This window comes from Streptomyces albidicamelliae (assembly GCF_025642175.1).
Classification (GTDB): Bacteria; Actinomycetota; Actinomycetes; order Streptomycetales; family Streptomycetaceae; genus Streptomyces; species Streptomyces albidocamelliae.
Window position 1 is genome coordinate 3,596,056 of sequence record NZ_CP106795.1, and the last position, 25,784, is coordinate 3,621,839.

The window sequence follows — 25,784 nt, forward strand, 5'->3', positions numbered from 1 at the left end:
GATTGCTGTCAGCTTGTCGTACTGGGGCGCGATGCGCTCACAGCTTGGCAGACTTGCGGTTCACGCGGTGGACCAGGGAAGGACGGCGGGCGTGACTGAGCTGGTGACGGGCGAGGCGGTGGCCCTGGAGCTACGCCCTGCGAAGCTGCCGAGCAGGGCGTTGGCGGTACTGCTGGATCTGGCCGCGGCCATGATCGCGTACATCCTCGTGACCGTACTGCTGGTGGCGACGACCGCTTCCTTGGACGAGGCGGCGCAGACGGCGCTGGCGATCGCGACGTTCCTGCTGGTGCTGATCGGCGGGCCCATCGCGGTGGAGACGCTCACTCACGGGCGTTCGCTGGGGAAGCTGGCGTTCGGGCTGCGCGTGGTGCGGGACGACGGCGGGCCGATCCGGTTCCGGCACGCGCTCGTGCGGGGTGCCATCGGTGTCGTCGAGATTCTGCTGACGTTCGGGGTGGTGGCCTGCGTCGCCTCGCTGGTGTCGGCGCGCGGGCGGCGGCTCGGGGACGTGTTCGCGGGCACCCTGGTGGTGCGTGAGCGGATACCCGCCGGACGTGGTGGTTTCGTTCCGCCTCCCCCTCCGTGGCTGGCCGGACGGTTCGGCGGGCTGGACCTGTCGGCGGTACCGGACGGGCTGTGGCTGGCCGTCCGGCAGTACCTGTCCCGTATGCAGCAGCTCGATCCGCAGGTGTCCCTGCACATGGCGCAGCGGCTCGCGGACGATCTCGCGGCGCGCACCGGTTCTCCGGCGCCGCAGGGGATCCCGCCGGCCGCGTTCCTCGCGGCCGTGGTGCACGAGCGGCAGTCGCGGGAGGCCCGGCAGGCGTTCGCCGCCGCGCGCTTCGCCCCGCCGGCCGCTCATCGGGCTCCGGTGGAGGCGGGCGCGCCGGCCGTGGGCGGGCCGGTGCAGGCGCAGCCGTGGGCCGGGCAGCCGCAGGCGTCCTCGCTGCCCGCGGCTTCCGCCACGCCGTCGGGACCCCCGCATGCGCCGGTCCCCTCGACACCGGCGCCGCCGCGGGACGCGTCGCCGGCCGAGCGTCCGGCGACCGGGTTCGCGCCTCCGGCCTAGGGGCGGCGCCCCGGGGCAGCCGTGCCGGCGCTCAGTCGAACCGCGACGGTGGTGACTGGAGGTCCTCCAGTTCGATCCCGGGTGCGGCCAGGACGACGTCCCCGGCGATGTGGATCACGTGCTGTTCACCGGTGTCCAACGCTGTGACCTGGTATTCGTCCACCATCAGGGGGCCGCTGTCAGTGGCGTGTGCTTCGCTCTTCACCAGGGCCCAGGACTGGTCCAGGGTGCGGGGGGCGAGGACCGGGTCGGTGAAGGCGACCAGGCGTACGCGGGTCGTGGCGGCGGAGGGGGTGAGGCGCAGGAGACGGGCGGTGGCGACGAGGAACGCGGGGGACGTGCCGGTGAAGGCGTGGGCGCGCACATTGCCTTCGGTGGCATCGGCGCCGGTGGGGTCGGTCCGGACCCAGGTGACGCCGTCGAGGGCCGCACCGCGCACCTGCCAGCCTCCCGCGTGGAGTTCGAGACGGATGGGGCGGCCGAGTTCGTCGAGGGCGAGGTCGACCGAGCCGAGATGGTCGCCGGCGGGGGTCGTCAGCCGGGAGACGTAGCGCCAGCCGGAGGGGCCGGGGGCGCACTGGAAGTGTTCTTCCGCGAGGGAGGTGTGATCGTGCGGATCGTGGAGCGAATAGCGGCCGCGGGGCATGGGGGTCCTGGGTCGTGACGGGCGGGGCCGGCGTGGCCGCGGCGGGCGGGCTGGTGAGACCGCGGCGGCCAACGGGGCAGGCCCCCGGCACGGGGGTGCGGGGGCCTGCCTCGGAGGTACTGCCGCAATGGAGCGCGTCAGCCCGGCGACGCGCTCGCCACGGGCCGCGCCGGGTTGCTCAGTAGCGGTAGTGGTCGGACTTGTACGGGCCGTCGACCTCGACGCCGATGTACGCCGCCTGCTCCGGACGCAGCGTCGTGAGCTTCACGCCGAGCGCGTCCAGGTGGAGACGGGCGACCTTCTCGTCGAGGTGCTTGGGCAGCACGTACACGTCGGTCGGGTACTCGTCGGGCTTGGTGAACAGCTCGATCTGGGCCAGGGTCTGGTCCGCGAAGGAGTTGGACATCACGAACGACGGGTGACCGGTGGCGTTGCCCAGGTTCAGCAGGCGCCCCTCCGACAGCACGATGATCACCTTGCCGTCGGGGAACGTCCAGGTGTGGACCTGCGGCTTGACCTCGTCCTTGACGATGCCGGGGATCTTCGCCAGGCCGGCCATGTCGATCTCGTTGTCGAAGTGACCGATGTTGCCCACGATGGCCTGGTGCTTCATCTTGGCCATGTCGGCGGCCATGATGATGTCCTTGTTGCCGGTCGTGGTGACGAAGATGTCGGCCTTGTCGATGACCTCGTCGAGGGTCGTGACCTGGTAGCCGTCCATCGCCGCCTGCAGCGCGCAGATCGGGTCGATCTCGGTGATGATCACCCGGGCGCCCTGGCCGCGCAGGGACTCGGCGCAGCCCTTGCCGACGTCGCCGTAGCCGCAGACGACGGCGGTCTTGCCGCCGATGAGGACGTCGGTGGCGCGGTTGATGCCGTCCACCAGCGAGTGCCGGCAGCCGTACTTGTTGTCGAACTTCGACTTCGTCACCGCGTCGTTCACGTTGATCGCCGGGAACAGCAGGGTGCCGTCGCGGTGCATCTCGTACAGACGGTGGACGCCGGTGGTGGTCTCCTCGGTGACACCGCGGATCTCCGAGGCGAGCTGGGTCCACTTCTGCGAGCCGTCAGTGATGGTGCGGTGCAGGAGCTCGAGGATGACGCGGTGCTCGTCGGACTCGGCGGTGTCGACGGAGGGGACCTTGCCGTCCTTCTCGTACTCGACGCCCTTGTGCACGAGGAGGGTGGCGTCACCACCGTCGTCGAGGATCATGTTCGGGCCGCCGGTGGGGCTGTCCGGCCAGGTCAGCGCCTGCTCGGTGCACCACCAGTACTCCTCCAGCGTCTCGCCCTTCCAGGCGAAGACCGGGATGCCCTGGGGGTTGTCGGGCGTGCCGTTCGGGCCGACGGCGATGGCGGCGGCCGCGTGGTCCTGGGTGGAGAAGATGTTGCAGGAGGCCCAGCGGACCTGGGCGCCCAGCGCGGCCAGCGTCTCGATGAGTACCGCGGTCTGCACCGTCATGTGCAGCGAGCCGGTGATCCGGGCACCGGCCAGCGGCTGCGCCTCGGCGTACTCCTTGCGGATCGACATCAGGCCGGGCATCTCGTGCTCGGCGAGGGTGATCTCCTTGCGGCCGAACTCGGCCAGCGAGAGATCGGCGACCTTGAAGTCCTGTCGGTTGTCGACAGTCGTCATTGCGAGCTGCTCCTCGGGGTTGGGGCGAGGTGGGTAGGGCTGTTCTGCGCGGCGGCGGACACAGGAGTGCCCGAGAAGAGGACACAGGCATGCCCGCGTGCGCGCAGCGCAGTCCGTCGGAGGCCCTCTCTCCCTCGGCCGGTCCGCGGGGGGACCGCCCGACCGCCATCAGCAGCGACGTCTGGCTCCGTCCCAAGCTACACCGCTGAAGGCGGTCGCCCCCAGTCCGTCTGCGCACGGTTCGGGTCGTACGGGGGGCTGTTTCCGGCCCCGGCGGGACCCCGTCGGGGCCTCTTCCAGGCTTCGCACGGGGTCCGCGCGGAGCGTTCACAGCGGGCCGATATCCTCCGCGCCGCGGATGGTCCGCGCGGGAGGACGGGACATGGCGGGCACGGGACGGGGACGGGGTCTGACGGTCGCGGCGCTGGTGACGGGGCTGCTGGGGCTGCTGCTGGGGATCGGCTCGTTCACCTACGGGCGCAGCGCCTACGGCCTGGGGACCGTGCGGAGCGAGAACATGACGCCGACGTACGAGCCGGGTGACCGGGTCGTGTGGGAGCGGGTGGACGGCGGTGAGGTGCGCCGCGGTGACGTCGTGGCGTTCTCGGCGCCGGACCGCTATCCGGGTGTCGGGGTTCACGTGCAGCGGGTGATCGGGGTGGGCGGCGACCGGGTGGCCTGCTGCACACGCGTGGGCGGAAGGGAGCGGGTCACCGTGAACGGGAAGCCGGTCGAGGAGCCGTATGTGTTCCAGGGCGAGGCCGACGGTGTGCACCACCCGTACGACGTGAAGGTGCCGCGGGGCCGGTTGTTCCTGCTGGGCGACCACCGGTCGAACTCGATGGACTCGCGTTTCTTCGTCGCGGATCACGACGGCACTCTTCCGGTGGGTGCCGTGGAGGGGCGGCTGACCGGGGACCGGGCGGGCCTGGCGCTGGTGGGGACGGCCCTGCTCGTGGGGGTGGTGCTGGTCCTCACCGGTGTCGGCCTGGGGATCGGTGCCCTGGTCGTACGGCGGCGGAAGGCACCGGTGGTGCCGCCGGTGCCCTGGCCGGTCGGGCCGGCGCAGGGCTGAGGGGCGTACCGTCCGGGCTCAGTGACCGGCCGCGTGCGGGTTCGGGCCGCCCGGGGTCGCCGCCGGGTCCGGGCCCTTGGCGGCCTCGGCCTCGCTATAGATGTCCGGCTCCAGGTAGATGACGCGGGCGATGGGGACGGCGGCGCGGATGCGGGCCTCGGCGGCGTTGATGGCCTCGGCGACCTTGTCGGCCGTGTCGTCGTGCCGGACGGCGATCTTGGCGGCGATCAGCAGTTCCTCGGGGCCCAGGTGCAGGGTGCGCATGTGGATGACGCGGGTGACCGCGTCACCGTCGACGATCGCGGCCTCGATCTTCCGGACGTCCTCCAGGCCGGCGGACTCGCCGAGCAGCAGTGACTTGGTCTCGGCGGCCAGGACGAGGGCGATGGAGACGAGCAGGACACCGATGCAGACGGTGCCGATGCCGTCCCAGACGCCGTCGCCGGTGAGCAGGGCGAGGCCGACGCCGCCGAGGGCGAGGACCAGGCCGATGAGCGCGCCGAAGTCCTCCAGGAGGACGACGGGCAGCTCGGGGGCCTTCGCGCGGCGGATGAACTGGGCCCAGGAGAGCTTGCCGCGCAGTTCGTTGGACTCCTTGATGGCCGTGCGGAAGGAGAAGCCCTCGGCGATGATCGCGAAGACCAGGACGCCCACCGGCCAGTACCAGTTCTCCAGCTCGTGCGGGTGGACGACCTTCTCGTAGCCCTCGTAGATGGCGAACATGCCACCGATGGAGAAGAGCACGATCGACACGAGGAACGCGTAGATGTAGCGCTCGCGGCCGAACCCGAACGGGTGTTGCGGGGTGGCCTCGCGCTGGGCGCGCTTGCCGCCGAGGAGCAGCAGGAACTGGTTCCCGGAGTCGGCGAGCGAGTGGACGCCCTCGGCGAGCATCGAGGAGGAGCCGCTGAACGCGAACGCCACGAACTTCGATGCCGCGATGGCGAGGTTGGCGCCGAGTGCCGCCACGATCGCCCTGGTTCCGCCTGACGCGCTCATGTGTCCGCGTTGTCCCTTCGCCTCTGTGGCCCTCGTACGTCCACGCCGTCCCGACGTGTACCCGGCTTTGCCCGGCCTTTGCCGGTGGGCCATTCTTGCAGCCCGGCCGGGCCCCGGTTCCTCAGGTGTCCACGACCCCGGTCATACGATCACGGTGGCGCGGAAGACGGTGCCCGCGCCCGAGATCTCCGCCTTCTCGCCGGCCGGTACGAACACCGACCGGCCGGGGCTCAGCTCGTGCTCCCCGGCCCGGACCGAGCCGGCGGTGCAGAGCAGGATCTGCGGGGTGTCGCGGGTGACGTCGTGGGCGGTGCCGCCCTCGGGCAGGACGAAGCGGGAGAGCCGGAACTCGTCGATCGGCGTCTCGTACACCTCCTCGTCGTCCGGGGAGGCCTCGGGGCGGAGGACGCCGGCGTCGCTGGGCTCGAAGCGGACGACGCGCAGGAGTTCGGGGACGTCGACGTGCTTGGGGGTCAGGCCGCAGCGCAGGACGTTGTCGGAGTTGGCCATGATCTCGACGCCGAGCCCGTTCAGGTAGGCGTGCGGGATGCCGGCGCCGAGGAACAGGGCCTCGCCGGGCTGCAGGCGGACGTGGTTGAGGAGCATGGCCGCGATGACGCCGGGGTCGCCCGGGTAGTGGTGGGCGATGTCGGCGTAGGGGGCGTAGTCGCCGCCGAGGCGGGTGCAGGCGGCGGTGGCCTCGGCGACGGTGTGGGCCATCTCCGCGGGGTCGGCGCCGAGGACGGCGGTGAGGACCTCGCGCAGGGCCGCTTCCGCGGGGTGGGCGCGCAGCAGGTCGACGTACGGCTTGAGGGAGTCGACGCCGAGGCCGTCGAGCAGGTCCGCGGTCGCGAGGGGGTCGCGGAAGCCGCAGAGGCCGTCGAACTCGGTGAGCGCGCAGATGAGTTCGGGCTTGTGGTTGGCGTCCTTGTAGTTGCGGTGCGGGGCGTCGATCGGGATGCCGCGGCGCTCCTCGTCGGCGTACCCCTCCCCGGCCTGCCGCAGGTCGGGGTGGACCTGGAGGGAGAGGGGCGCGCCGGCGGCGAGGATCTTCAGCAGGAACGGCAGGGTCGGGCCGAACTTCGCGACCGCCGCCGCGCCGAGTTCCTGTTCGGGGTCGGCGTCGATGACCTCGACGAGGGTGCCGCGTCCGGTGCGCGAGGGCGCGCCCGGGTGCGCGCCCATCCACATCTCCGCCTGCGGTTCCCCGGTCGGTGCGACGCCGAGGAGGTGCGGGATGGCGGTGGTGGAACCCCAGGCGTAGGGGCGGACGGTGTTGTCGAGGCGGTCCATGTGTCTTCTCTGTCTCCGTGCGTACGCTGATCGGCCGGTGTCGGTGCCGGTCCCGGTCGCCGTGACGGTCGGCGTGCCGCTCTGGGCACGGGACCGTCGGCCGGCGGTGGGCGCGGGTCGCCGGCCCGCGACAAGATCAGGCCCTGGAAGCGAGCGCCAGGTAAACGGCGGCGAAATCCGTGACGGCGATCAGTTCCGCGAGGGTCTCCAGTTCGTCGCCCTCGTCCGGTTCGAGTTCGCTGATCGGGGTGTCGTGGCTCAGGGCGATGTCGCGGGCGCCGGGGGCGGCGGTGAGACCGCCGATCGGGCGGTCGCGCAGCAGCACCACGCGCGCGTGCAGCGCGGGGGCTTCTTCCACGCGGTCGCGGAAGAAGTCGTCCGGGTCGGCGCTCGCGGCGAGCGGGCCGGCCAGCAGGGCGTTGTGCGCGGCGAGGGCCTCGGGCAGTTCGGCGACGACCGCGGGGCGGCCGGCGAGGTCGGCCAGGGCGGCGGCGAACCGGCGGCCGGCCGGGCCCGCCGAGTTGCCTTCCGTCCACACCACGGGCAGCGAGTCGGCGAGTTCCGCGGCGAGGGTCTTCGCGGGGTTGCTGTAGGTGGCGATGGCCGGTCCGCAGCGCTCCGCGACGGTGTCCAGGCGGTCGGCGATCCTGCCCAGGGCGTCCTGCGGGGCGCCGAGCAGGCCGATGCGGTCCAGGAGCGCCAGGAGCGGGGTCAGCAGGGCCCAGAAGACGCCCGGCGAGGACGCGGCGATGGGTTCCTCGTGGTCGTACGGTGCCGTCGCCATCGGTACGAACATGCCGTGGGCGCCGGCGACCGCCTCGGCGAGCGGGGTGCCCGCGGGGGCGACAGCGACGACGGCGCAGCCGCGGCGGTAGGCCTGGTCGGCCAGGAGGGAGAGGCTCGGTTCGGTGCCGTCGGGGGTGGCGATCAGCAGCAGGTCCACCGACCCGGCCCAGCCCGGGAGTTCCCAGCGCAGGGCGCCCGCTGCGGGGGCGACGCCGGTCGGGGCGAGGCGCACGAAGGGGCTGCCGGCGCCGGCGAGGGTGCCGAGGAGGTCGGCGGTGTGGGTGGCGGCGGCTCCGGGGCCGGCGATCAGGACCGCGCGGGGGCGGCCGTCGGGCTTGAGGTCGCCGATGCCGGCCTCGGCGGCGTGCCGGGCGGCGGTGCGGACGCGGGCGCCGGCCTCCGCCGCGCCGCGCAGCAGGCCGCGGCGGTCGGCCTCGGCGAGGCCGTCCGGGGTGTCGAGCAGCGATTCGTCCAGCATGGGCGGCAGCCTCTTCCGATCGCCGGGGTCCTGTGCGGGAGGTGGGCGCGAGGGGCCGCGTCGGCCGCGGGCGGACGGTCACCGGCGCGGGGACGGTGCCCCACCCGTGCGCGGCGGCCCCTCGTCGCCTACGAGGTGAAGGGTGTCGTCACTCGGGGCGGCGGGCCTCGTCCACGAGCAGGACCGGGATGCCGTCGCGGACGGGGTAGGCGAGGCCGCAGTCCTGGCTCGTGCAGATCAGCTCGGTGTCCTGCTCCTTCAGGGGGGCGTGGCACGCGGGGCAGGCGAGGATCTCCAGGAGGCCGGCTTCGAGCGGCATGTGGTGTCCCTTCCAAGGCGGGTACGGCTCTGTGGATGTGCTGGTCAGCGTACCGCCGACGGGGCCGCGCCGGAGGGTCCGGGCGACTTCCGGCGGCGGCCGGCCGCGGAGGGTCAGGCCCTGATGAGGGACAGGACCTCGTCCCGGATCCGGGTCATCGTCGCCTCGTCCTCGGCCTCCGCGTTCAGCCGGAGCAGCGGCTCGGTGTTCGAGGGGCGGACGTTGAACCACCAGCCGGGCGCGGCGACCGTGAGGCCGTCGAGGTCGTCGAGGGTGACGTCGGGGCGGCCCTCGTAGGCGGCGCGGACGGCGGCGAGGCGGCCGTTCTGGTCGGCGACCGTGGAGTTGATCTCGCCGGAGCCGGTGTAGCGGTCGTACTGGGCGACGAGGGAGGACAGCGGGCCTTGCTGGCCGCCGAGGGCGGCGAGGACGTGCAGGGCGGCCAGCATGCCCGTGTCGGCGTTCCAGAAGTCCTTGAAGTAGTAGTGGGCGGAGTGCTCGCCGCCGAAGATCGCGCCGGTGCGGGCCATCTCGGCCTTGATGAAGGAGTGGCCGACGCGGGTGCGTTCCGGTGTGCCGCCGTTCTCCCGCACCACCTCGGGGACGGTGCGGGAGGTGATCAGGTTGTGGATGACGGTGCCCGTGCCGCCGTTGCGGGCCAGTTCGCGGGCGGCGACCAGGGCGGTGATCGCGGACGGGGAGACCGGGTCGCCGTTCTCGTCCACGACGAAGCAGCGGTCGGCGTCGCCGTCGAAGGCGATGCCGAGGTCGGCGCCCTCCGCCGGGACCCGCTTCTGCAGGTCCACGAGGTTGGCCGGGTCGAGCGGGTTGGCCTCGTGGTTGGGGAAGGTGCCGTCGAGTTCGAAGTACATCGGGACGAGGGTCAGGGGAAGGTCTGCGAAGACGTGGGGGACCGTGTGGCCGCCCATGCCGTTGCCCGCGTCCACGACGACCTTCAGGGGGCGGACGGAGGTCAGGTCGACGAGGGAGCGCAGGTACGCCGCGTAGTCGTCCAGCGTCTCGCGGGCGGTGAGGGTTCCCCGCTCGGCGGCGGGCCGCGGTGCGCCCGACTCCAGCCAGCCCTCGGCCAGTTCGCGGATCTGCGCGAGGCCGGTGTCCTGGCCGACCGGGGCGGCGCCCGCGCGGCACAGCTTGATCCCGTTGTACTGGGCCGGGTTGTGCGAGGCGGTGAACATCGCGCCGGGCAGGTTCAGCGCGCCGGAGGCGTAGTACAGCTGGTCCGTGGAGCACAGGCCGATCTCGGTGACGTCCACTCCGCGGTCGGCGGCGCCGTGGGCGAACGCGCGGGACAGGCCGGGGGACGAGGGCCGCATGTCGTGGCCGACGACGATCGCCGCCGCACCGGTCACCTCCGCGAAGGCGGCGCCGAAGAGCCGGGCCAGTGACTCGTCCCACTGGTCCGGGACCACTCCGCGCACGTCGTACGCCTTCACGATCTGTGACAGATCAGCAGTCACGGCCAACCCTCCTGAAGTCCTATGGGTGCCCACAAACTACCCGGCCGGGGTGGGAGCGGGGTGTGCGGACACCGTGCGGACACCCGGTGGTTCCCGCGCCGTGACGGACGGCGGGGCGCGCGGTGGCGCGACGGCGGCCGTGGGACGGCCCGGAGGCGGGGGTGCCGGCTCAGTTGTCCGGGGAGCGCAGGACCCGCAGGTGCCCTCGGCGGGCGACCTCCATGGGGTCCGCCGTGCGGGGTCCGCCGCCGGCCCCGGCCGCGCGCTCCTGGGGGCGGGCCGCCTCGCGCACCGCGTTGGCGAGCGCTTCGAGGTCGTCGCCGCTGGGCCGGGCGGGGGCGGAGCCGTCGAGGAGGCGGACGACCTCCCAGCCGCGCGGTGCGGTGAGGCGCTCGGAGTGCTCGGCGCACAGGTCGTAGCAGTGGGGTTCGGCGTAGGTGGCGAGCGGGCCGAGGACCGCGGTCGAGTCGGCGTAGACGTACGTCAGCGTCGCGACGGCGGGTCGGCCGCAGGCGGTGCGCGAACAGCGACGTACAGGGCTCACGACGTTGGACGGTACCGCACTCTTGAGCGGGCCGCGACGACTCCCCCTCAGGTCACTCCACCGTGTCGTGCTGTGAAACACCCCACACGCCGTGTTAGACGCGCGTCGCTGACCTGCGCCGACAGGGGTTCGGCGGGGCCGGGGCGCTACCGCGTCCGGTCACGAGTCGGCATAAACAACGTCAATTGCCTTGAGTTCGGCGGTCTTGGAGGGTTACGGAAACGAGCCAGACCTTGGCCTGAATGGTCATCCTGCGACAGGGGGCCGCCGGTGGCCGGTTGCCGCGTCGGGCCGGGCGGGCGCAGCGCACGGGGACTAGGCTTCACCGGTGATGGACAACCGTGTACCGCCCCGTGCCGCAGGCCCCGGGCCTCGTCGCCGTGACCGCCACGGGCGGGGCATGCGAGGGCCGATCGCACCTCCTCAGGTGCCGCTGGCGGCGAGTCGTGCCGAGGTGTTCGCGGATCTGGTGCAGGACTCGGTGGAGCGGCTGGAGCGGCGGTGGCCGCAGCTGGCGGACATCGACTTCCTCGTGCTGGAGGTGCCCCGGCTGGACGGCAAGGGCGATCAGGCCGCGTGGAGCGACGAGGCCGTGCCGCTCGGCGGAATCATCCCCGCGCGTGACGGGCGGCGGGCGCGGGTGGTCGTGTACCGGCGGCCGGTGGAGATCCGGACCAAGGGGCGGGACGAGCGGGCCGCGCTGGTGCACGAGGTGGTCGTGGAGCAGGTGGCGGAGCTGCTGGGGCTCACGCCGGAGACGGTGGACCCGCGGTACGGGGAGGACTAGGTCCGCCGCCGTCTCCGGTCGCCTGCCCGGGGTGCGTGCTCGTTCGCATTGCGTGCCCGCTCGGCGTGCGTGCCCGCCATGGCGCGGGCCGCCGTCACCTCTGGAGGACCGACAGGTCCTCGTCGGTGTGCGGCACCGCCACCATGCCCCGGTCGTTCGGGAGGGTCTGCACGGTGAAGGCCGGGACGCCCCCTTGCGTGGCCGCGAGGGTGCGCGAGGCGTAGAGCGGGCCGCCGGAGACGGTCTCCACCGTCAGGGCGTAGGTGCCCTTCAGGCCGGACGGGGCCGGCGCGTCGATGCTCCGGGTGGTGCCGGCCTTGACCGTGTAGGTCTTCGTCGCCGCGCTGCCGCCCTCGCTGCCCGCCGAGGCCGTGACCTTCACCCTGGCGGTGGCGGTGGGCGCGGTCAGGGCGAGTGTGGTGCCCTTGGCGCTGTTGTCGGCGGACGTCGCGCGCGTGCCGACGGGTGCCGTGGCCGGGATGTAGGCCGTCTCCTGCCGGCCGGCCTTGCCGCGGACGACCCGCAGGGCCGCGACGACCGGGACCGTCCGGTCGGTGGGGGTGAGGACCAGGGAGCCCGCTTCGCCGCGGGTGATGTCGCCGAGGTCGACGCCGGTGGTCATGCCGGCCTTGACGTGGACCGTCTCGTGCCCGGCCGGGGTGATCAGGCTGTCGGGCGAGGTCAGGCGGATCTTCAGGTCGGCGTCGTCGTCGCCGGGGGCGAAGGCGATCAGCCGGACGTCGGTGGCGTCCTTGGGGATGCCGGGCAGGACCAGGCTGCCGGCCGGGTCGGCGGCCGCGGCCAGCCAGTCGCCGCCCGCCTTGTCGTCCAGTGCCTGTACGGCGGCGCCGACCCGTCCGCTGCGTACGCTGACGTGGACGGTCAGGTCGCTCTGCCGCTCGTCGGTGAGCGTGGAGAGCAGGAACGGCTCGCTGGTGTGCGGCTTGACGGTGAGGTTCTCCCCCAGCGGCGACTTGATCGCGCCGTTCTTGCCGTACAGCTCGATGTCGACCACGGCCGCCGAGTCGTCGGGGTTGGTCAGGTGCACGTAGTCGGTGCGGCCGGTGGCCGTGGCGGCGCCCGGGAACCAGAACTCGGTGTCCGGGGCGGTGCAGTTGACCCCCTGGAGGCCGCGGCCGGTGCCGGCGGCGACCTCGGTGGTCTCCTGGACGGTCCAGCCGGGCGCGAACTTCCCCTCGGCCGTGCCGATCAGCGCGGGCGCGTCGGAGCCGGAGCCGTCTGCGGTGACCGGCGTGCCGGGCGCCTTCGGCGTGAGCACCGGCTTGTCCGCCTTCTTCTTGCCGTCGCCGCCCTTGCCGCCCTTCGCGGAGCCGTCCGCCGACTGTGCGCCGGCCGCGGCGAGTTCGGCCCTGCCGCCGCTCGCGGTGCCCCGGGTGACGGGCGTGAACGACGTGTACGACGTCTCCGCGATCTCGGAGTTGCTCGGCGCGGGGCACAGCAGGCTGGTGCGTTCGACGGGCAGTTGGGCGGCCGCCCCGGGGGCGGACGCGCCAGACGCGGACGGGCTGTCGAACGCGGCGAACGCGGTGACGGCGGCCAGCGCGGTGGTACCGGCGATCAGGGACAGGGTCGTGCGGTTCACTGCTGGCTCCCGTCGGGGCGCTCGTTGCCGGTGCCGTGGGGGTGCTGGGCCGGGTCGTAAGGCTGCTGGGCGGGGTCGTACGCCGGGTCGTAGCCCTGCTGGTAGGCCGTCGGGTCGTAGGGCGTGCCCTCGGCCGGGCCGCCGTAGGCGTAGGGGTCGTACGGCGCCGCCTGGTACGGGTCGGCCGGGTAACCCTGCTGGTCGTAGCCGGTGGACCGGTACTGCCCGGCGTCCTGGTACGGGTCGGTCCCGTAGCCGCCGTAGCCGGCGTTCGCGTAGGCCGACGGGTCGTTGTGCCAGTCCTGGCCCGGCTCGTCCGGGGCCGCCCCCACGTCGTACGACTGCTGGTGCGGTACGGCGGCCGGGGGCTGCGCGGGCGGCGGCGGGGTGTCCGGCTGCTCATCGGTGGCCGCTTCCTCGGCCTGGGCGCGCAGGCGGCGGGCGCGGCGGCCCTCACCGGCGGCCGCCTGGGCGGGCACCGGCTGCTCCTCGGGGAGGTCGTCGTCGACGTCGCGGCGGCGGCCGGGCAGGGCGAGGACGATCAGGACGACGGCGAGGGCGCCCTGCGCCCACAGCCAGGCGGTGTGGCCTACCGGGTCGTCGTGGACGACGTCCAGCCTGACGCCCGCGGCGGGCAGCCGGAAACCCTGGGCCCAGCCGTCGACGGTGGTGCGGGTGAGCGGCTTGCCGTCGAGGGTGGCCGTCCAGCCGTCGGAGACGGTGTCGGCGAGGCGCAGGACGCGGCCGTCCGCGCCGGACGGGATCGTCGTGTGGATCTCCACCGGTCCCGCGGTGACCGGCTGGGCCTTGCCCGAGCCGCCGGCGGGCGCGATGGTGGCGCGGGAGACCTCCTGGTCGACCCGCCACAGGGCGCTTCCGTCCTGCTGGCTGAGCCGGCCCAGGCCGGGGGTGGCGTCGAGGACGCGGGTGATCTCGCGGGGCGCGCCCTTGTGGACGAGGACGTAGCGCACGGCGAAGCCGCCCAGTTCGTCGGTCTGGTCGGCGCCGGAGCCGGCGACCAGGTTGGCGACGACCTTGTCCAGGCGGGCGTTCCGGCCGTCGCCGGCCGCCAGTTCGGCGTCGCCCAGGCGGGCGCCGGAGCCGCGGACCAGGGTGTAGCGCACGCGCGCGGTGGAGTCGCTGTCCAGGACGAGGGTGCGGGCCTGGTCGCCGCCGGTGGAGTCCTCGGCGACGAACGCGGGCACCTGGGCCGGGTCGCGGCGCTCCAGGGGGCCGTCGGCTCCGCGGATCATCCAGCCCGCGGCGACGAGCAGCGGTCCGGCGGCGGAGGCGAAGGCGATCAGGGCGGCGACGGGCTGGCGCCAGCCGAAGTTCTGCTCGGCCACGCGGGCGCGTGCGCCGTCGGCGCCGAGGGCGGCGGCCGCCAGCAGGGCGATGCCGTAGACGAGCGTGGCCGGTCCGGCCCACGCGGAGTGGTTGGACAGGACGGCCAGGACCAGGCCGAGCAGGGCGACGGCCCAGGCGCTGCGGACGGCCCGCTGCCGTTCGGAGCGCAGCAGGGCGGCAAGGGCGGCGCACACGATGCCGATGAGCATCAGGCCGTGCACGGTGCCCGGGCCGCCGGGGCTGGAGCCGAGCAGGTCGGAGGCGGAGGCGGCCGAGGGGCCGTACTCCAGGCCCGCCTCCTGGAAGAAGCCGGTGGGCAGCAGGGTCAGCGACCACGGGGCGAGGACCAGCAGCGGGGTGCCGAGCTGGGCCAGGAAACGCAGGCCGTGGGCGCCGAGGTCGCCGCGGCGCAGCACCAGCACGCCGAGGCCGAGGACCAGCGCGAGGGGCCAGACGACCGGCGTGAAGGCGGTGGCGATGGTCAGCAGCAGGGCGTACGCCCAGGTGGCGCGCCAGCTGCCGCGCGCGCCGGTGCGGCTCGCGAGGCCGCTCGCGGCGACGCCCGCGCGCGCGATCAGCGGGAGCAGGACGGCGAGGACGGCCGTGCCGACCCGGCCGCCGGCGAGGGCGCCGGTGGTGGCGGGCAGGAAGGCGTAGGCGACGGCCACCCAGGCGCGCAGCAGCCGGGAGGTGACGAGGGGCCGGGAGGCGAAGTAGGCGGTGAACCCGGCGAGCGGCACCGAACCGACCAGCAGCACGGTGACCGCGAGTCCGGTGGAGCCGAGGAGGAGGGAGGCGAGGGACGCCAGGATGGCCAGGTAGGGCGGCGCGGCGGGGGTGCCGCCGGCGCCGACCGGATGCCAGGCGTCCAGGTAGCGGGACCACAGGTCGCCGGCGTCGGCGGGGGCGGGCAGCAGGGCGCCGCCCGCGAGCGCGCCGCCGCCGAGCAGACCGCGGCAGGCGGCCAGGGAGACCAGCAGCAGGACGAGGAAGAGGACCGGTCCCGGCTTGCGGGCGATCCGCTTGAGCCGGGCGAACTGCTCGATCTGCAGGAACTCGGCGTCGTCGCCGCCGGGCCCGGACTCCACGGCGCCGCCGTGCCGGCCGGCGGAGGAGGTGTCGGTGTCGGAGCCGCTGCTGAAGTTGCCCGCGATCTGTTCCACGGTGGCCCGGACGGTGGCGCCGGGCGGCGGGAAGAGCCGGCGCAGTTCGGTCTTGTCGATCTGCGACGGGCCGCGGCGGCGGCGCGCGGCGATGATCCGCTCGGGCCGCAGCAGGGCGCTCAGCAGACCGCGGATCTCGTCGACGGCCTGGCCGGGGACCTTGCCGACGAGGTAGGCGACGGTCCGCACGAGCGTGCCGAGGACGAGCCGCAGCAGCACCCAGGGCAGGGCGGCCGTGCGGGTGTTGGCGAGCAGGGTGTAGACGGCGCCCGCCTTGTCGACCTTGTGCGGGGAGGCGGTGGTGCGGCCCGCGCAGTCGACCGTACGGCGCTCGCGGGAGGCGGCCTCGGCGTGCCGGACGACCGCGTCGGGGGCGACCAGGACGCGGTGGCCGGCCGCGTGGGCGCGCCAGCACAGGTCGACGTCGTCGCGCATCAGGGGCAGCCGGCGGTCGAAGCCGCCGAGCTGCTCGAAGACGTCGCGGCGGACGAGCATGCCGGCGGTGGAGACGGACAGCACGGTGCGGACGTGGTCGTGCTGGCCCTGGTCCTGCTCGCGGCGGTCCAGGCCGGTCCAGCGGCGGCCGGAGTTGGCGATGGAGACGCCGACCTCCAGCAGCTGCCTGCGGTCGTACCAGCCGCGCAGCTTGGGGCCGACGACGGCGACGTCGTCGCGGCCGAGTTCGAGTTCGTTGTCGACGACCCGGAGCAGCTGGGCCAGGGCGTCGGGTTCGGGGGCGCAGTCGTCGTGCAGCAGCCACAGCCACTGGACGGGCTCGCCGTACGGCAGTTCGGGCAGGTCGTAGGCGTCGTCGCGCCAGCTGCGCGTGACGGGGTCCCAGCCGCTGGGGCGCTTGAGGTACGGCAGCTCGTCCGGGGTGAGCAGCGGGGCGGTGCGGCTCGCCTCCTCGACGGCCTGGCCGAAGCCGGTGCGGCGGGCGAGGTGCAGGACGTTGCCGTCGCCGAGGGCCTCGGTGAGCAGCGGGGCGGAGTCGTCCGCGCTGCCGGTGTCGGCGGCCACCGCGTACTGGACGGGGCGCTCCTGACCGAGCAGCCCGGCGAGCGCGTCGGGCAGCCAGCGGGCACCGTCGTGGGAGACGAGGACCGCGGTCACCACGTGACGCGGGAACTCGGGCGGGCGGGACGGGTCAAACCCGGCAGTGGCAGCGTCGTGTTGGGCTGCCGTGTGGCTGTGCACGGACATCGAGGTACGGGCCCCGGTTCGATGGACTGCGGTGGACGCCCGTGCCTCCTCGGTCTCGGAGGGGACAGCGGGGCGTCTCGGACGAGCGACCACACTATCGGCTGCCCATGACGACGGCCCGCCGCCTGTGGATAACCCACCGGCGACGGGCCGTTCGTGACGTTTTGGTGCGTGGGCGCGGGTGGCCGTCCGTTCAGATGGCGGCCTTCTTGAGCCGGCGGCGTTCACGCTCGGACAGACCGCCCCAGATACCGAAGCGCTCGTCGTTGGCGAGGGCGTACTCGAGGCACTCGGAGCGGACCTCGCAGGCGAGGCAGACCTTCTTCGCCTCTCTGGTGGAGCCGCCCTTCTCGGGGAAGAAGGACTCGGGGTCGGTCTGGGCGCACAGCGCGCGCTCCTGCCAGCCGAGTTCCTCGTCCGCGTCGTCGACCAGCAGTTGCTGCACCAGCTCGGTCATGTGCGCCCCTCGTCTGTCTTTCGCGTCCCCGTGCGTAGCCGTTACGGATGTCGGCTGAACGACACGAGTGAAATTACAAGTGTGCTGCTCCGGGCGAGTCAAGCCGAGATCTGCTATTGGGCCCGTTATTCACTCTGCGGAACCAAGGCCATGCGGAAAGTGTTCAAATCGGCATAAACCTCGACACGCAGACGGGACCCCCGGGGGCGGCCGGACCCCGTCCAGATCTCTGTACGGAGAAAGACGCCCTCGTGTTCGATCGCGTTCCGTGGGGCTCGCGCGCTCGGATGTGCCCCATGTGTCCCGGCATCCCGGTGAACAAACCTTTCACCTGACAGAAGAACCGGATGAGGTGAAACATGTCCCACATACCGGGCATCGAGTTGACAGTGCGCGTGTGAGCCGATGTCCTATTGGGCATGCTCGCGAACTTGGCGCCCACCTCGACCCGCACCGCCGGGTCCCACGGTGCCGCCCGCGCGCGCTGTAGCTGTTGTTGCTGTCCCAGCTGTTGAGCCACGCCCGCTCCGGCTGTTCCCGAGTCCATCCCGGCTCGGTCGCGTCTCCCCCCTCGTGATCCCTCACCCAGGGCACCCCGCCCGCCCGTGATCCGGGCGGACCGCACGCGCCATCCAGCTCCAGCCCCCCACTTCTCCCGCCGAGGACCACCGCATCCCGATGAACAGCCACAACGACCTCCAGATCGCCGGCGACATCCTCGAAGTACCGCACCTGCTCCAGCCGCCGCGCGAGCACCCCGCCACCGTGGCGGAGTTCGTGGGCCTCGCCCGCTCGATCGCCGCCGACCGCTCCCAGTGGGCGCACCTCGTCCGCTACGACGCCACCACCCGCTGGTACCACCGCCTGCGCACCGGCCCCGGCTACGAGGTGTGGCTGCTGTCCTGGGTGCCGGGCCAGCGCAGCGGACTGCACGACCACGGCCGCTCCTCCGGTGTCCTCACCGTCCTGGAGGGGTCCCTGACCGAGCGCACCGAACGCGGCACGCGCGCGCTGGCCGCGGGCGCGCAGCGGGTGTTCGCGCCGGGCTACGTCCACGAGGTCGTCAACGACGCGCTGGAGCCCGCCGTCAGCCTGCACATGTACTACCCGGGCCTGACCGAGATGCCGATGCACTCCTCGCCGCGGTGCGAGGCGCGTGCGGTGACTGCCTGACACGTTGTCGTGAGCGCCTGCCAGACTTGGCGCATGCGCATTGTGGTTCTGGCAGGCGGCATCGGTGGTGCCCGGTTCCTGCGCGGTCTGAAGCAGGCCGCGCCGGACGCGGACGTCACCGTGATCGGCAACACCGGCGACGACATCCACCTCTTCGGGCTGAAGGTCTGCCCGGACCTGGACACGGTGATGTACACGCTCGGCGGCGGCATCAACGAGGAGCAGGGCTGGGGACGGGCCGACGAGACCTTCCACCTCAAGGAGGAAATGGCTTCCTACGGCGTCGGCCCGGACTGGTTCGGGCTGGGCGACCGCGACTTCGCGACGCACATCGTGCGGACGCAGATGCTGGGCGCCGGCTATCCGCTGAGCGCCGTCACCGAGGCGCTGTGCGACCGCTGGAAGCCGGGCGTGAAGCTGATCCCGATGACGGACGACCGCGTCGAGACGCATGTGGCCGTCGAGATCGACGGCGAGCGCAAGGCCGTCCACTTCCAGGAGTACTGGGTGCGGCTGCGCGCCTCCGTGCCCGCGCACGCCGTGGTGCCGGTCGGCGCCGAGCGGGCCGTGCCGGCACCGGGCGTGCTGGAGGCCATCGCGGAGGCCGACGTCATCCTCTTCCCGCCGTCCAACCCGGTCGTCTCGATCGGCACGATCCTCGCCGTGCCCGGCGTCCGTGAAGCCATCGCGGACGCGGGCGTGCCCGTGGTCGGCCTGTCCCCGATCGTCGGCGACGCGCCCGTGCGCGGGATGGCCGACAAGGTGCTCGCCGCGGTCGGCGTCGAGTCGACCGCCGCCGCGGTCGCCGAGCACTACGGCTCGGGCCTGCTGGACGGCTGGCTGGTCGACACGGTGGACGCGGGCGTGGTCGAGCGGGTCGAGGCCGACGGCATCCGCTGCCGGGCCGTACCGCTGATGATGACCGACCTCGACGCCACCGCGCGGATGGCGCGGGAGGCGCTGGCGCTGGCCGAGGAGGTGCGGGGCGCGTGAGCGAGGGGCACGCGGAATTCACGGTCCGGGCCCTGACGGGCATCCCCGAGGTGCAGCCGGGCGACGACCTGGCCAAGCTGATCGCCGCCGCCGCGCCGGGGCTGGCCGACGGGGACGTGCTGCTGGTCACCTCCAAGATCGTGTCCAAGGCCGAGGGCCGCGTCGTGCGGGCGGCCGACCGGGAGGCGGCCATCGACGCCGAGACCGTCCGGGTCGTCGCCCGCCGCGGCACGCTGCGCATCGTGGAGAACCGGCAGGGCCTGGTCATGGCCGCCGCCGGGGTCGACGCCTCCAACACGCCCACCGGGACCGTGCTGCTGCTGCCGGAGGACCCGGACGCCTCCGCGCGCGCGATCCGCGCCGGCCTGCGCGACGCCCTCGGTGTCAACGTCGGGGTCCTCGTCACCGACACCTTCGGGCGACCATGGCGCGCGGGGCTCACGGACGTGGCGATCGGCTCCGCCGGGGTGCGCGTGCTCGACGATCTGCGCGGGGGCGTGGACGCGCACGGCAATCCGCTGAGCGCGACCGTGGTGGCCACGGCGGACGAACTGGCCGCGGCCGGCGATTTGGTCAAGGGCAAGGCGGCCGGGCGCCCGGTCGCGGTGGTGCGCGGACTGGCCCACGTCGTGCACGACGCGGACGGCACGGCGGGTGCGGACGGCGCGGACGGTGCCGGCCGGCAGGACGACGAGGGGGCGCGGGCACTGGTGCGCTCCGCGCGGGACGACATGTTCCGGCTCGGCACCTCCGAGGCGGTCCGTGAGGCGGTGACCCGGCGGCGCACCGTACGGGCCTTCACCGACGAACCCGTCGACCCCGGCGCGGTACGGCGCGCGGTGGCGGCGGCGGTCACCGCGCCCGCTCCGCACCACACCACGCCCTGGCGGTTCGTACTGCTGGAGACGGCCGAGTCGCGCACTCGGCTGCTGGACGCGATGCGCGACGCCTGGATCGCCGACCTGCGCGGCGACGGCAAGAGCGAGGAGTCCGTGGCCAAGCGCGTCCGGCGCGGCGACGTCCTGCGCGACGCGCCGTACCTCGTCGTGCCCTGCCTCGTCATGGACGGCTCGCACCACTACGGGGACGCCCGGCGGGACGCCGCCGAGCGGGAGATGTTCGTCGTCGCGGCGGGCGCGGGCGTCCAGAACTTCCTGGTGGCGCTGGCCGGGGAGCGGCTGGGTTCGGCGTGGGTGTCGTCGACGATGTTCTGCCGGGACGTGGTGCGCGAGGTGCTCGGACTGCCGGCCGGCTGGGACCCCATGGGCGCGGTGGCCGTCGGTCACCCGGCGGAGGACCCGCGGCCGCGGCCGCAGCGGGACGCGGCGGCGTTCATCGAGACGCGGTGAGTTCCGGCGGACGTGCGTCCGGCCCCCCCGGCGACCGCCTAGTCTCGTAGGACAGCTCCGGCACCCGAGGACCTCACCAGTGGCAGGACGTTTCGCTCCGCGTCCCACGCGTACGACCGTGCGCGGCGGGCACGTCGGCATCCCCGCGGGAGCCGCTGCCGGGATACCGCGGCAGGCGGCGGCGCCGCCCCGGGTCCGGCGCTGGACGCCGGACGGGCCGCTCGATCTCGGGCTGGTGCTCGGACCGCTGCGCCGCGGTCCCGCCGATCCGACCTTCCGGGCCCTGCCGGACGGTTCCGTGTGGCGGGCCACCCGTACGCCCGCCGGACCGGGCACCCTGCGGGTGCGGGGCCACGGCGGCGAGGTGCTCGGCGAGGCGTGGGGCCCCGGAGCGGAGTGGCTGCTGGACCGGCTGCCCGACCTGCTCGGCGCGGCCGACGATCCGGACGCCTTCGTACCGCGGCACCGGGTGGTGGCGACGGCACGGCACCGGCGGCCGGGACTGCGGCTGACACGGACGGGGCTGGTACTGGAGTCCCTGATCCCCTCGGTCCTCGAACAGAAGGTGACGACCGACGAGGCGTACCGGGCGTGGCGGCTGCTCGTACGGAGGTTCGGCGAGCCGGCGCCGGGGCCCGCGGGGACGGGGGAACGCCCGATGTGGGTGATGCCCGCGCCGCGCACCTGGGCGCTGATCCCCTCCTGGGAGTGGCACCGGGCGGGCGTCGACGACAAGCGGGCCTCGACGATCCTGCGTGCCGTGCGGGTCGCCGCGCGGCTGGAGCAGGCGGTGGGGATGCCGGCGGCCGAGGCGCAGGCACGGCTGGAGGTCGTCCCCGGGATCGGACCGTGGACGTCCGCGGAGGCCGTGCAGCGCAGTCACGGCGCGCCGGACTCGGTGACCGTAGGGGATCTGCACCTGCCCGGGATCGTGGGCTGGGCGCTGGCGGGGAACCGGGACGCCGACGACGCGGAGATGCTGCGCCTGCTCGAACCGTACGCCGGGCAGCGGCACCGGGCGGCCCGGCTGATCCTGCTGAGCGGGCGCGTCCCGGCTCGGCGGGCACCGAAGATGCCCCGGTGGGACATCGGGCTGATCTGAGGCGCCCCGGGCCGCGGCGGACGGGCCGCGGGGCGCCGTGGCGGCGGACGTCGGCCGCGGTTCCCCAGGGCCGCGGGGAACCGCGTGAGCCGCCGGCGGACGGCCGCGGGGCCGCCGCGGCGGAGACCGCCGCCGACTGAGCCGCCGGTGCGCTACTGGTCGGAGGAGACCGGTGCGCTACTGGTCGGAGGAGAACCGCACCGCGCCCGCCGGGATACGGGCGTCGCACCAGACCCGCACCCCCTCGCGGAGTTCGTTGTCGGCGCCCACGACCGCGCCGTCGCCGACGACGGTGCCGGTGAGGACCGTGCGTTCGCCGACGCGGGCACGGCTGCCGATGAGGGAGTCGGTGATGACGGCGCCGGGTTCGATGACGGCGCCGGGCAGGATGGTCGAACCGAAGACGCGGGCGCCCTTCGCCACGAACGCGCCCTCGCCGACCACCGTGCCACCGGTGAGTTTCGCGTCCGGCGCGACGGTGGCCGTGGGCAGCACCAGGCGGTCGCCGCAGCGGCCGGGCACGGCCGGGGACGGGGCGCGCCCGAGGACCAGGTCGGCCGAGCCGCGGACGAAGGCGGCCGGGGTGCCGAGGTCCAGCCAGTACGTGGAGTCGACCATGCCCTGCAGATGGGCGCCGGCGGCGAGGAGCTCGGGGAACGTCTCGCGTTCCACGGAGACCGGGCGGCCCGTGGGGATGGTGTCGATGACCGAGCGGCGGAAGACGTAGGCCCCCGCGTTGATCTGGTCGGTGACGATCTCCTCGGGCGTCTGCGGCTTCTCCAGGAAGGCGAGGACCCGGCCCGTGGCGTCGGTCGGGACCAGCCCGTAGGCGCGCGGGTCGGTCACCTTCGTCAGGTGCAGGGAGACGTCCGCGCCCGTCGACTCGTGGGTGCCGACCAGCGCCCGGATGTCCAGGCCCGTCAGGATGTCGCCGTTGAAGATCAGCACCGGGTCGTCGGGGCCCGAGTGCAGCCGCGAGGCCACGTTGCGGATCGCGCCGCCCGTGCCGAGGGGCTCCTCCTCGGTGACGTACTCGATGTGCAGCCCGAGGGCGGCGCCGTCGCCGAAGTAGGGCTCGAAGACCTCGGCGAGGTAGCTCGTCGCGAGGACGATGTGCTCGACGCCCGCCGCTCTGGCTCTCGCCAGCTGGTGGGTGAGGAACGGCACCCCGGCGGCCGGGACCATGGGCTTGGGAGTGTGCACCGTGAGCGGGCGCAGCCGGGTGCCTTTGCCGCCGACCAGGAGGATCGCTTCTGTCACCTGTCGTCTCTGCTTCCTGCCGGGACCGGCCGGACTACTCGTTGGTACTCGTATCGGCCGGTCAGTGTATGCAGACCGTGCGACGACGCCCCCGGTGGCCACGCGGTGCCCCGCTGAACCGCGTGCGGATTCCCCCGGCCGGCCCCGAGCGGCCCCCGGCCGCGCCCGGTTCCTCAGCGCCCCTGGTAGCGCGCCGCGCTGGAACGGGCCGTGCCGAGTTTGGCGTAGAGCGACTTGCCCGGGCAGTCGGTGGCGAAGCCGTCCCGATGGCCGGAGATCACGTGCAGTCGTACGTTCTTCCCCTTGGGGTAGAGATTGCCACCGCCCGAGGTGAGATATGTCTTTGCGCGCGGATCCGCCCCGAAGAGTCCGAGCTTCCAGGCGGTGAGCCGGGCGATCCCCGTCACCGCCGCCCCGGACGGCTTGCTCGCGCCGTAGGTACCGATCACCGCGATGCCCATGCTGTTGCTGTTGAAGCCGAGGGTGTGCGCGCCCAGGACCGCCTTGGTCACTCCGCCGGCCCGGCCCTCGTAGATGCTTCCGCACTTGTCGACGAGGAAGTTGTAGCCGATGTCCCGCCAGCCCATGCTCTTGACGTGATAGCGGTAGATACCGCGGATGACCGAGGGGGACTGGGCGCACGTGTACTTGTTGCCCGAGGCCGTGTGGTGCACGAAGGCCGCCTTGACCTTCTTCGTGTAGACGAACCCGCGCTCGCGCAGTGACTCGTCGGCGCCCCAGCCCCGGCGCGTGACGATCTTCGGACGCGCACCGACGTACGGCTTCGCCCACGCCGATCCCTGCAGCCGGGCGAGCTCCCGCTCGGTGGCCCACCGGCTCAGCGCGGGGATCTCCCTGGCGCCGAACCCGGTGATGTCGGTGTTGGCGGCCGAGGTGGCGATCGCCTCGTCGGTGTCCGGCCCGGTGCGGGAGGCGTCGGCGGGCGGACCGAGCGGGGGTGCCTCCTGTCCGGGGTCGACGAGTTCCAGGCGCAGCCCCGACGGCAGCACGAGCCACGGTCCGCCGCCCTTGCCGGTCCGGGCGCCCGCGTCGCCCGCGAGGTCCGCGCGGACCCGGAGGTCCACCCCGTCCGAGTCGCCCACCCACAGCGGCGCGGTCGCCCCGCGCACATGCCGGGACGTGCGCTCGGCGGTGCCCGGGTCGGCGCCGTGCTCGCCGTTGTGGGTCTCGACGTCCTGCCAGCCGGACCACTTCCCCGTCACCGTGGACCGGGTGCGCACCTGGACCCGGCCGTGCAGTTCGGCGTCCGGGTCGTCCCAGACGACCCCGACCAGCGAGAAGCGCGCGACACCCGCGCGGTACAGGCCCTGCTCCGGGGCCGTGCCGAGGACGCGGTCGCGGGTCAGCGGGACCAGGGGCAGTGAGCGGGTGCTCCCCGGGACCGCGGCCCCGGCCGGCAGGCCCGTACCGGCGGGCCGGGCGGGGGCGGAATCGTGCGCGGACCGCCCGGCGGCGGCCGCGGGCGTGGGCAGGGCGAGCGGGAGCGCGAGGGCCGCCGCGCACGCGACACCGATCGACGAGGCGACGGCCGGGGAGAGACCGGGGGACGAAGTCAGGAATCCACGCATGGCCATGATCCTGGACATATCCATCCACATGTGTCCAACCGGGAACTGACGGTCCGTCGGGAGCCGTTCCGCCGAACCGGTGGCCCGGCGCTCGGTGGGCGCGGCGGCCCGCGCGTACCCTGTCCCGGGTGAACGCCACCGATCGCACCCCTGCCGACCTGCTGGCTTCCGCGCTCGCCGCGGATCCCGGCCGCCCTCTGGTGACCTTCTACGACGACGCCACGGGTGAACGCGTCGAACTGTCCGTGGCCACCTTCGCCAATTGGGTGGCCAAGACCGCCAACCTCCTCCAGGGCGACCTGGCCGCCGGGCCCGGTGACCGGGTCGCGCTGCTGCTGCCCGCGCACTGGCAGACGGCGGTGTGGCTGCTGGCCTGCTCCTCGGTGGGCGCGGTCGCGGACGTCGGCGGGGACCGGCGGCGGCGGCCGACGTGGTGGTCAGCGGGCCCGACTCGCTCGACGCCGCGCTCGCCTGCTCCGGTGAGCGAGTGGCCCTGGCGCTACGGCCGTTGGGCGGGCGTTTCCCGCGGACGCCCGCCGGGTTCGCCGACTACGCCGTGGAAGTGCCGGGCCAGGGCGACCGGTTCGCACCGTTCGCTCCGGTGGACGCGGAGGACGCCGCGCTGATCGTCGCCGGCCGGGAGTTCAGCGGGGCCGAGGTCGTGGAGCGGGCCGCCGCGGAGGCGCCGGCGCTGGACCTGACGGGACCCGGTTCCCGACTGCTCTCGGGGCTCGGGTACGACACGTGGGAAGGACTGGCCGCGGGGCTGTACGCGCCGCTCGCCGTCGGCGGGTCCGTGGTGCTGTGTCGCCACCTCGACCGGCTGGACGAGGACGTCCTCGCCAAGCGGATCGAGAGCGAGCGGGTGACCGCGGTACGCCGCTGACCCCGGCAGGCCGCTGGTAGGGGCGCCGGAGCGCCGGGCTGGGTACGCGGGTGAGGGTACCGGGCGTGGACGCGTGGGGGGGTGCCGGTCCCGTACGCGGGTGAGGGTGCCGGGCGCGGGCGACCGAGCCGGGTGTCCGGCGCGGGCGCCCTACCCACGTGCCCGGTGCGGGCGACCGAGCCGGGAGTCCGATGCGGGCCACGGCCGCGGGCGCCCCGGTGCGAGCGTTCACCCGCGCACCTACCCGGTACCCGGCGCGGGCGACCGACCCAGGTGCCCGGCGCGGGCGACGCAGCGGAGGGCCCGGTGCGGGCGACCGACCCAGGTGCCCGGCGCCGGCGAACGGCCCAGGTGCCCGGCGCACGCGCCCGAGCCGGGTGTCCGGTACCGGCGAACGACCCAGGCGCCCGGCGTGCGCGACCGAGCCGGGTGTCCGGCGCGGGCGACCGACCCGGGAGTCCGGCGCGCGCGACGTAGCCGAGGGCCCGGTGCGGGCGACCGACCCGAGGGCCCGGTACCGGCGAACGGCCCAGATGCCCGGCGCAC

At 73.9% G+C, this 25,784-nt stretch carries 20 protein-coding genes and 1 pseudogene; 8 read left to right on the forward strand and 13 right to left on the reverse strand.

The features are described from left to right. Window positions 1-91 precede the first annotated feature (91 nt). Complete coding sequence (locus N8I86_RS16505) at window positions 92-1,072, forward strand: RDD family protein (protein WP_073901322.1); 981 nt, start codon at window positions 92-94, stop codon at window positions 1,070-1,072. A 31-nt stretch (window positions 1,073-1,103) separates the two neighbouring features. On the opposite strand, the gene N8I86_RS16510 is transcribed toward N8I86_RS16505, so the two are convergent. After that, window positions 1,104-1,718, reverse strand: a complete 615-nt coding sequence (locus N8I86_RS16510; protein WP_263278121.1) for a hypothetical protein — start codon at window positions 1,716-1,718, stop codon at window positions 1,104-1,106. 178 nt (window positions 1,719-1,896) lie between these two features. Continuing rightward, window positions 1,897-3,354, reverse strand: a complete 1,458-nt coding sequence (ahcY, locus tag N8I86_RS16515; RefSeq protein ID WP_073901326.1) for an adenosylhomocysteinase — start codon at window positions 3,352-3,354, stop codon at window positions 1,897-1,899. 382 nt (window positions 3,355-3,736) lie between these two features. Here ahcY and lepB point away from each other — a divergent pair, with 382 nt between their 5' ends. Beyond that, the gene (lepB, locus tag N8I86_RS16520) at window positions 3,737-4,429 is read left to right on the forward strand and encodes a signal peptidase I (RefSeq protein WP_073901328.1); all 693 of its coding nucleotides are present in this window, start codon (window positions 3,737-3,739) and stop codon (window positions 4,427-4,429) included. Between the two features lie 18 nt (window positions 4,430-4,447). Here lepB and N8I86_RS16525 read toward each other — a convergent pair whose 3' ends face one another. The 6 genes from N8I86_RS16525 to N8I86_RS16550 form a co-directional block, all read right to left on the reverse strand. Next, window positions 4,448-5,428: a cation diffusion facilitator family transporter gene (locus tag N8I86_RS16525; protein ID WP_073901330.1), complete on the reverse strand. Its 981-nt coding sequence runs from the start codon at window positions 5,426-5,428 to the stop codon at window positions 4,448-4,450. A 141-nt stretch (window positions 5,429-5,569) separates the two neighbouring features. Continuing rightward, window positions 5,570-6,721: a mannose-6-phosphate isomerase, class I gene (gene manA, locus N8I86_RS16530; RefSeq protein ID WP_263278122.1), complete on the reverse strand. Its 1,152-nt coding sequence runs from the start codon at window positions 6,719-6,721 to the stop codon at window positions 5,570-5,572. Between the two features lie 136 nt (window positions 6,722-6,857). Further along, on the reverse strand, window positions 6,858-7,985 hold the full coding sequence (locus N8I86_RS16535; RefSeq protein WP_073901333.1) for an SIS domain-containing protein: 1,128 nt from the start codon (window positions 7,983-7,985) through the stop codon (window positions 6,858-6,860). Window positions 7,986-8,133: 148 nt separating this feature from the next. Continuing rightward, window positions 8,134-8,304: a Trm112 family protein gene (locus N8I86_RS16540; RefSeq protein ID WP_073901335.1), complete on the reverse strand. Its 171-nt coding sequence runs from the start codon at window positions 8,302-8,304 to the stop codon at window positions 8,134-8,136. A 113-nt stretch (window positions 8,305-8,417) separates the two neighbouring features. Further along, entirely contained in the window at window positions 8,418-9,782 is a 1,365-nt protein-coding gene (locus tag N8I86_RS16545) for a phosphomannomutase/phosphoglucomutase (protein WP_073901337.1), read from the reverse strand. Window positions 9,783-9,951: 169 nt separating this feature from the next. Continuing rightward, a complete protein-coding gene (locus N8I86_RS16550) occupies window positions 9,952-10,326 on the reverse strand; it encodes a DUF3499 domain-containing protein (RefSeq protein ID WP_263278123.1) in 375 nt (124 codons plus the stop codon). Window positions 10,327-10,726: 400 nt separating this feature from the next. Here N8I86_RS16550 and N8I86_RS16555 point away from each other — a divergent pair, with 400 nt between their 5' ends. Next, entirely contained in the window at window positions 10,727-11,113 is a 387-nt protein-coding gene (locus N8I86_RS16555) for a metallopeptidase family protein (protein WP_073901339.1), read from the forward strand. A 94-nt stretch (window positions 11,114-11,207) separates the two neighbouring features. Here the strand turns inward: N8I86_RS16555 and N8I86_RS16560 are convergent, their stop codons facing one another. The 3 genes from N8I86_RS16560 to N8I86_RS16570 all read right to left on the reverse strand — a co-directional run bounded on the left by N8I86_RS16560 (window position 11,208) and on the right by N8I86_RS16570 (window position 16,886). Beyond that, window positions 11,208-12,716: a DUF5719 family protein gene (locus tag N8I86_RS16560; protein ID WP_263278124.1), complete on the reverse strand. Its 1,509-nt coding sequence runs from the start codon at window positions 12,714-12,716 to the stop codon at window positions 11,208-11,210. Further along, a complete protein-coding gene (locus tag N8I86_RS16565) occupies window positions 12,713-16,429 on the reverse strand; it encodes a glycosyltransferase (protein ID WP_263278125.1) in 3,717 nt (1,238 codons plus the stop codon). The genes N8I86_RS16560 and N8I86_RS16565 overlap by 4 nt, the downstream gene beginning before the upstream one ends. Window positions 16,430-16,622: 193 nt before the next feature. After that, window positions 16,623-16,886 carry a WhiB family transcriptional regulator gene (locus N8I86_RS16570; protein WP_010986447.1) on the reverse strand — a complete coding sequence of 88 codons (264 nt, stop codon included), beginning with the start codon at window positions 16,884-16,886 and terminating at the stop codon, window positions 16,623-16,625. Between the two features lie 678 nt (window positions 16,887-17,564). Here N8I86_RS16570 and N8I86_RS16575 point away from each other — a divergent pair. The 4 genes from N8I86_RS16575 (at window position 17,565) to N8I86_RS16590 (ending at window position 21,503) form a co-directional block, all read left to right on the forward strand. Next, window positions 17,565-18,059 (forward strand): cysteine dioxygenase, encoded by a 495-nt coding sequence (locus N8I86_RS16575; protein ID WP_263278126.1) that lies wholly within the window; start codon window positions 17,565-17,567, stop codon window positions 18,057-18,059. A 33-nt stretch (window positions 18,060-18,092) separates the two neighbouring features. Beyond that, window positions 18,093-19,052, forward strand: a complete 960-nt coding sequence (gene cofD / locus N8I86_RS16580) for a 2-phospho-L-lactate transferase (RefSeq protein ID WP_073901346.1) — start codon at window positions 18,093-18,095, stop codon at window positions 19,050-19,052. Beyond that, window positions 19,049-20,401, forward strand: a complete 1,353-nt coding sequence (locus N8I86_RS16585; RefSeq protein WP_263278127.1) for a coenzyme F420-0:L-glutamate ligase — start codon at window positions 19,049-19,051, stop codon at window positions 20,399-20,401. Before cofD ends, N8I86_RS16585 begins: the two co-directional genes overlap by 4 nt. Before the next feature lie 79 nt (window positions 20,402-20,480). Beyond that, window positions 20,481-21,503: a DNA-3-methyladenine glycosylase family protein gene (locus tag N8I86_RS16590; protein WP_263278128.1), complete on the forward strand. Its 1,023-nt coding sequence runs from the start codon at window positions 20,481-20,483 to the stop codon at window positions 21,501-21,503. 177 nt (window positions 21,504-21,680) lie between these two features. Here N8I86_RS16590 and N8I86_RS16595 read toward each other — a convergent pair whose 3' ends face one another. Together N8I86_RS16595 and N8I86_RS16600 are read right to left on the reverse strand one after the other, a co-directional pair. Beyond that, on the reverse strand, window positions 21,681-22,763 hold the full coding sequence (locus N8I86_RS16595) for a mannose-1-phosphate guanylyltransferase (protein ID WP_073901352.1): 1,083 nt from the start codon (window positions 22,761-22,763) through the stop codon (window positions 21,681-21,683). 173 nt (window positions 22,764-22,936) lie between these two features. Then, window positions 22,937-24,352 carry a peptidoglycan recognition protein family protein gene (locus N8I86_RS16600; RefSeq protein ID WP_263278129.1) on the reverse strand — a complete coding sequence of 472 codons (1,416 nt, stop codon included), beginning with the start codon at window positions 24,350-24,352 and terminating at the stop codon, window positions 22,937-22,939. A 128-nt stretch (window positions 24,353-24,480) separates the two neighbouring features. Between N8I86_RS16600 and N8I86_RS16605 the strand changes: the two are divergent. Then, window positions 24,481-25,238 (forward strand): annotated as a pseudogene (locus tag N8I86_RS16605) (TIGR03089 family protein). Window positions 25,239-25,784 lie beyond the last annotated feature (546 nt).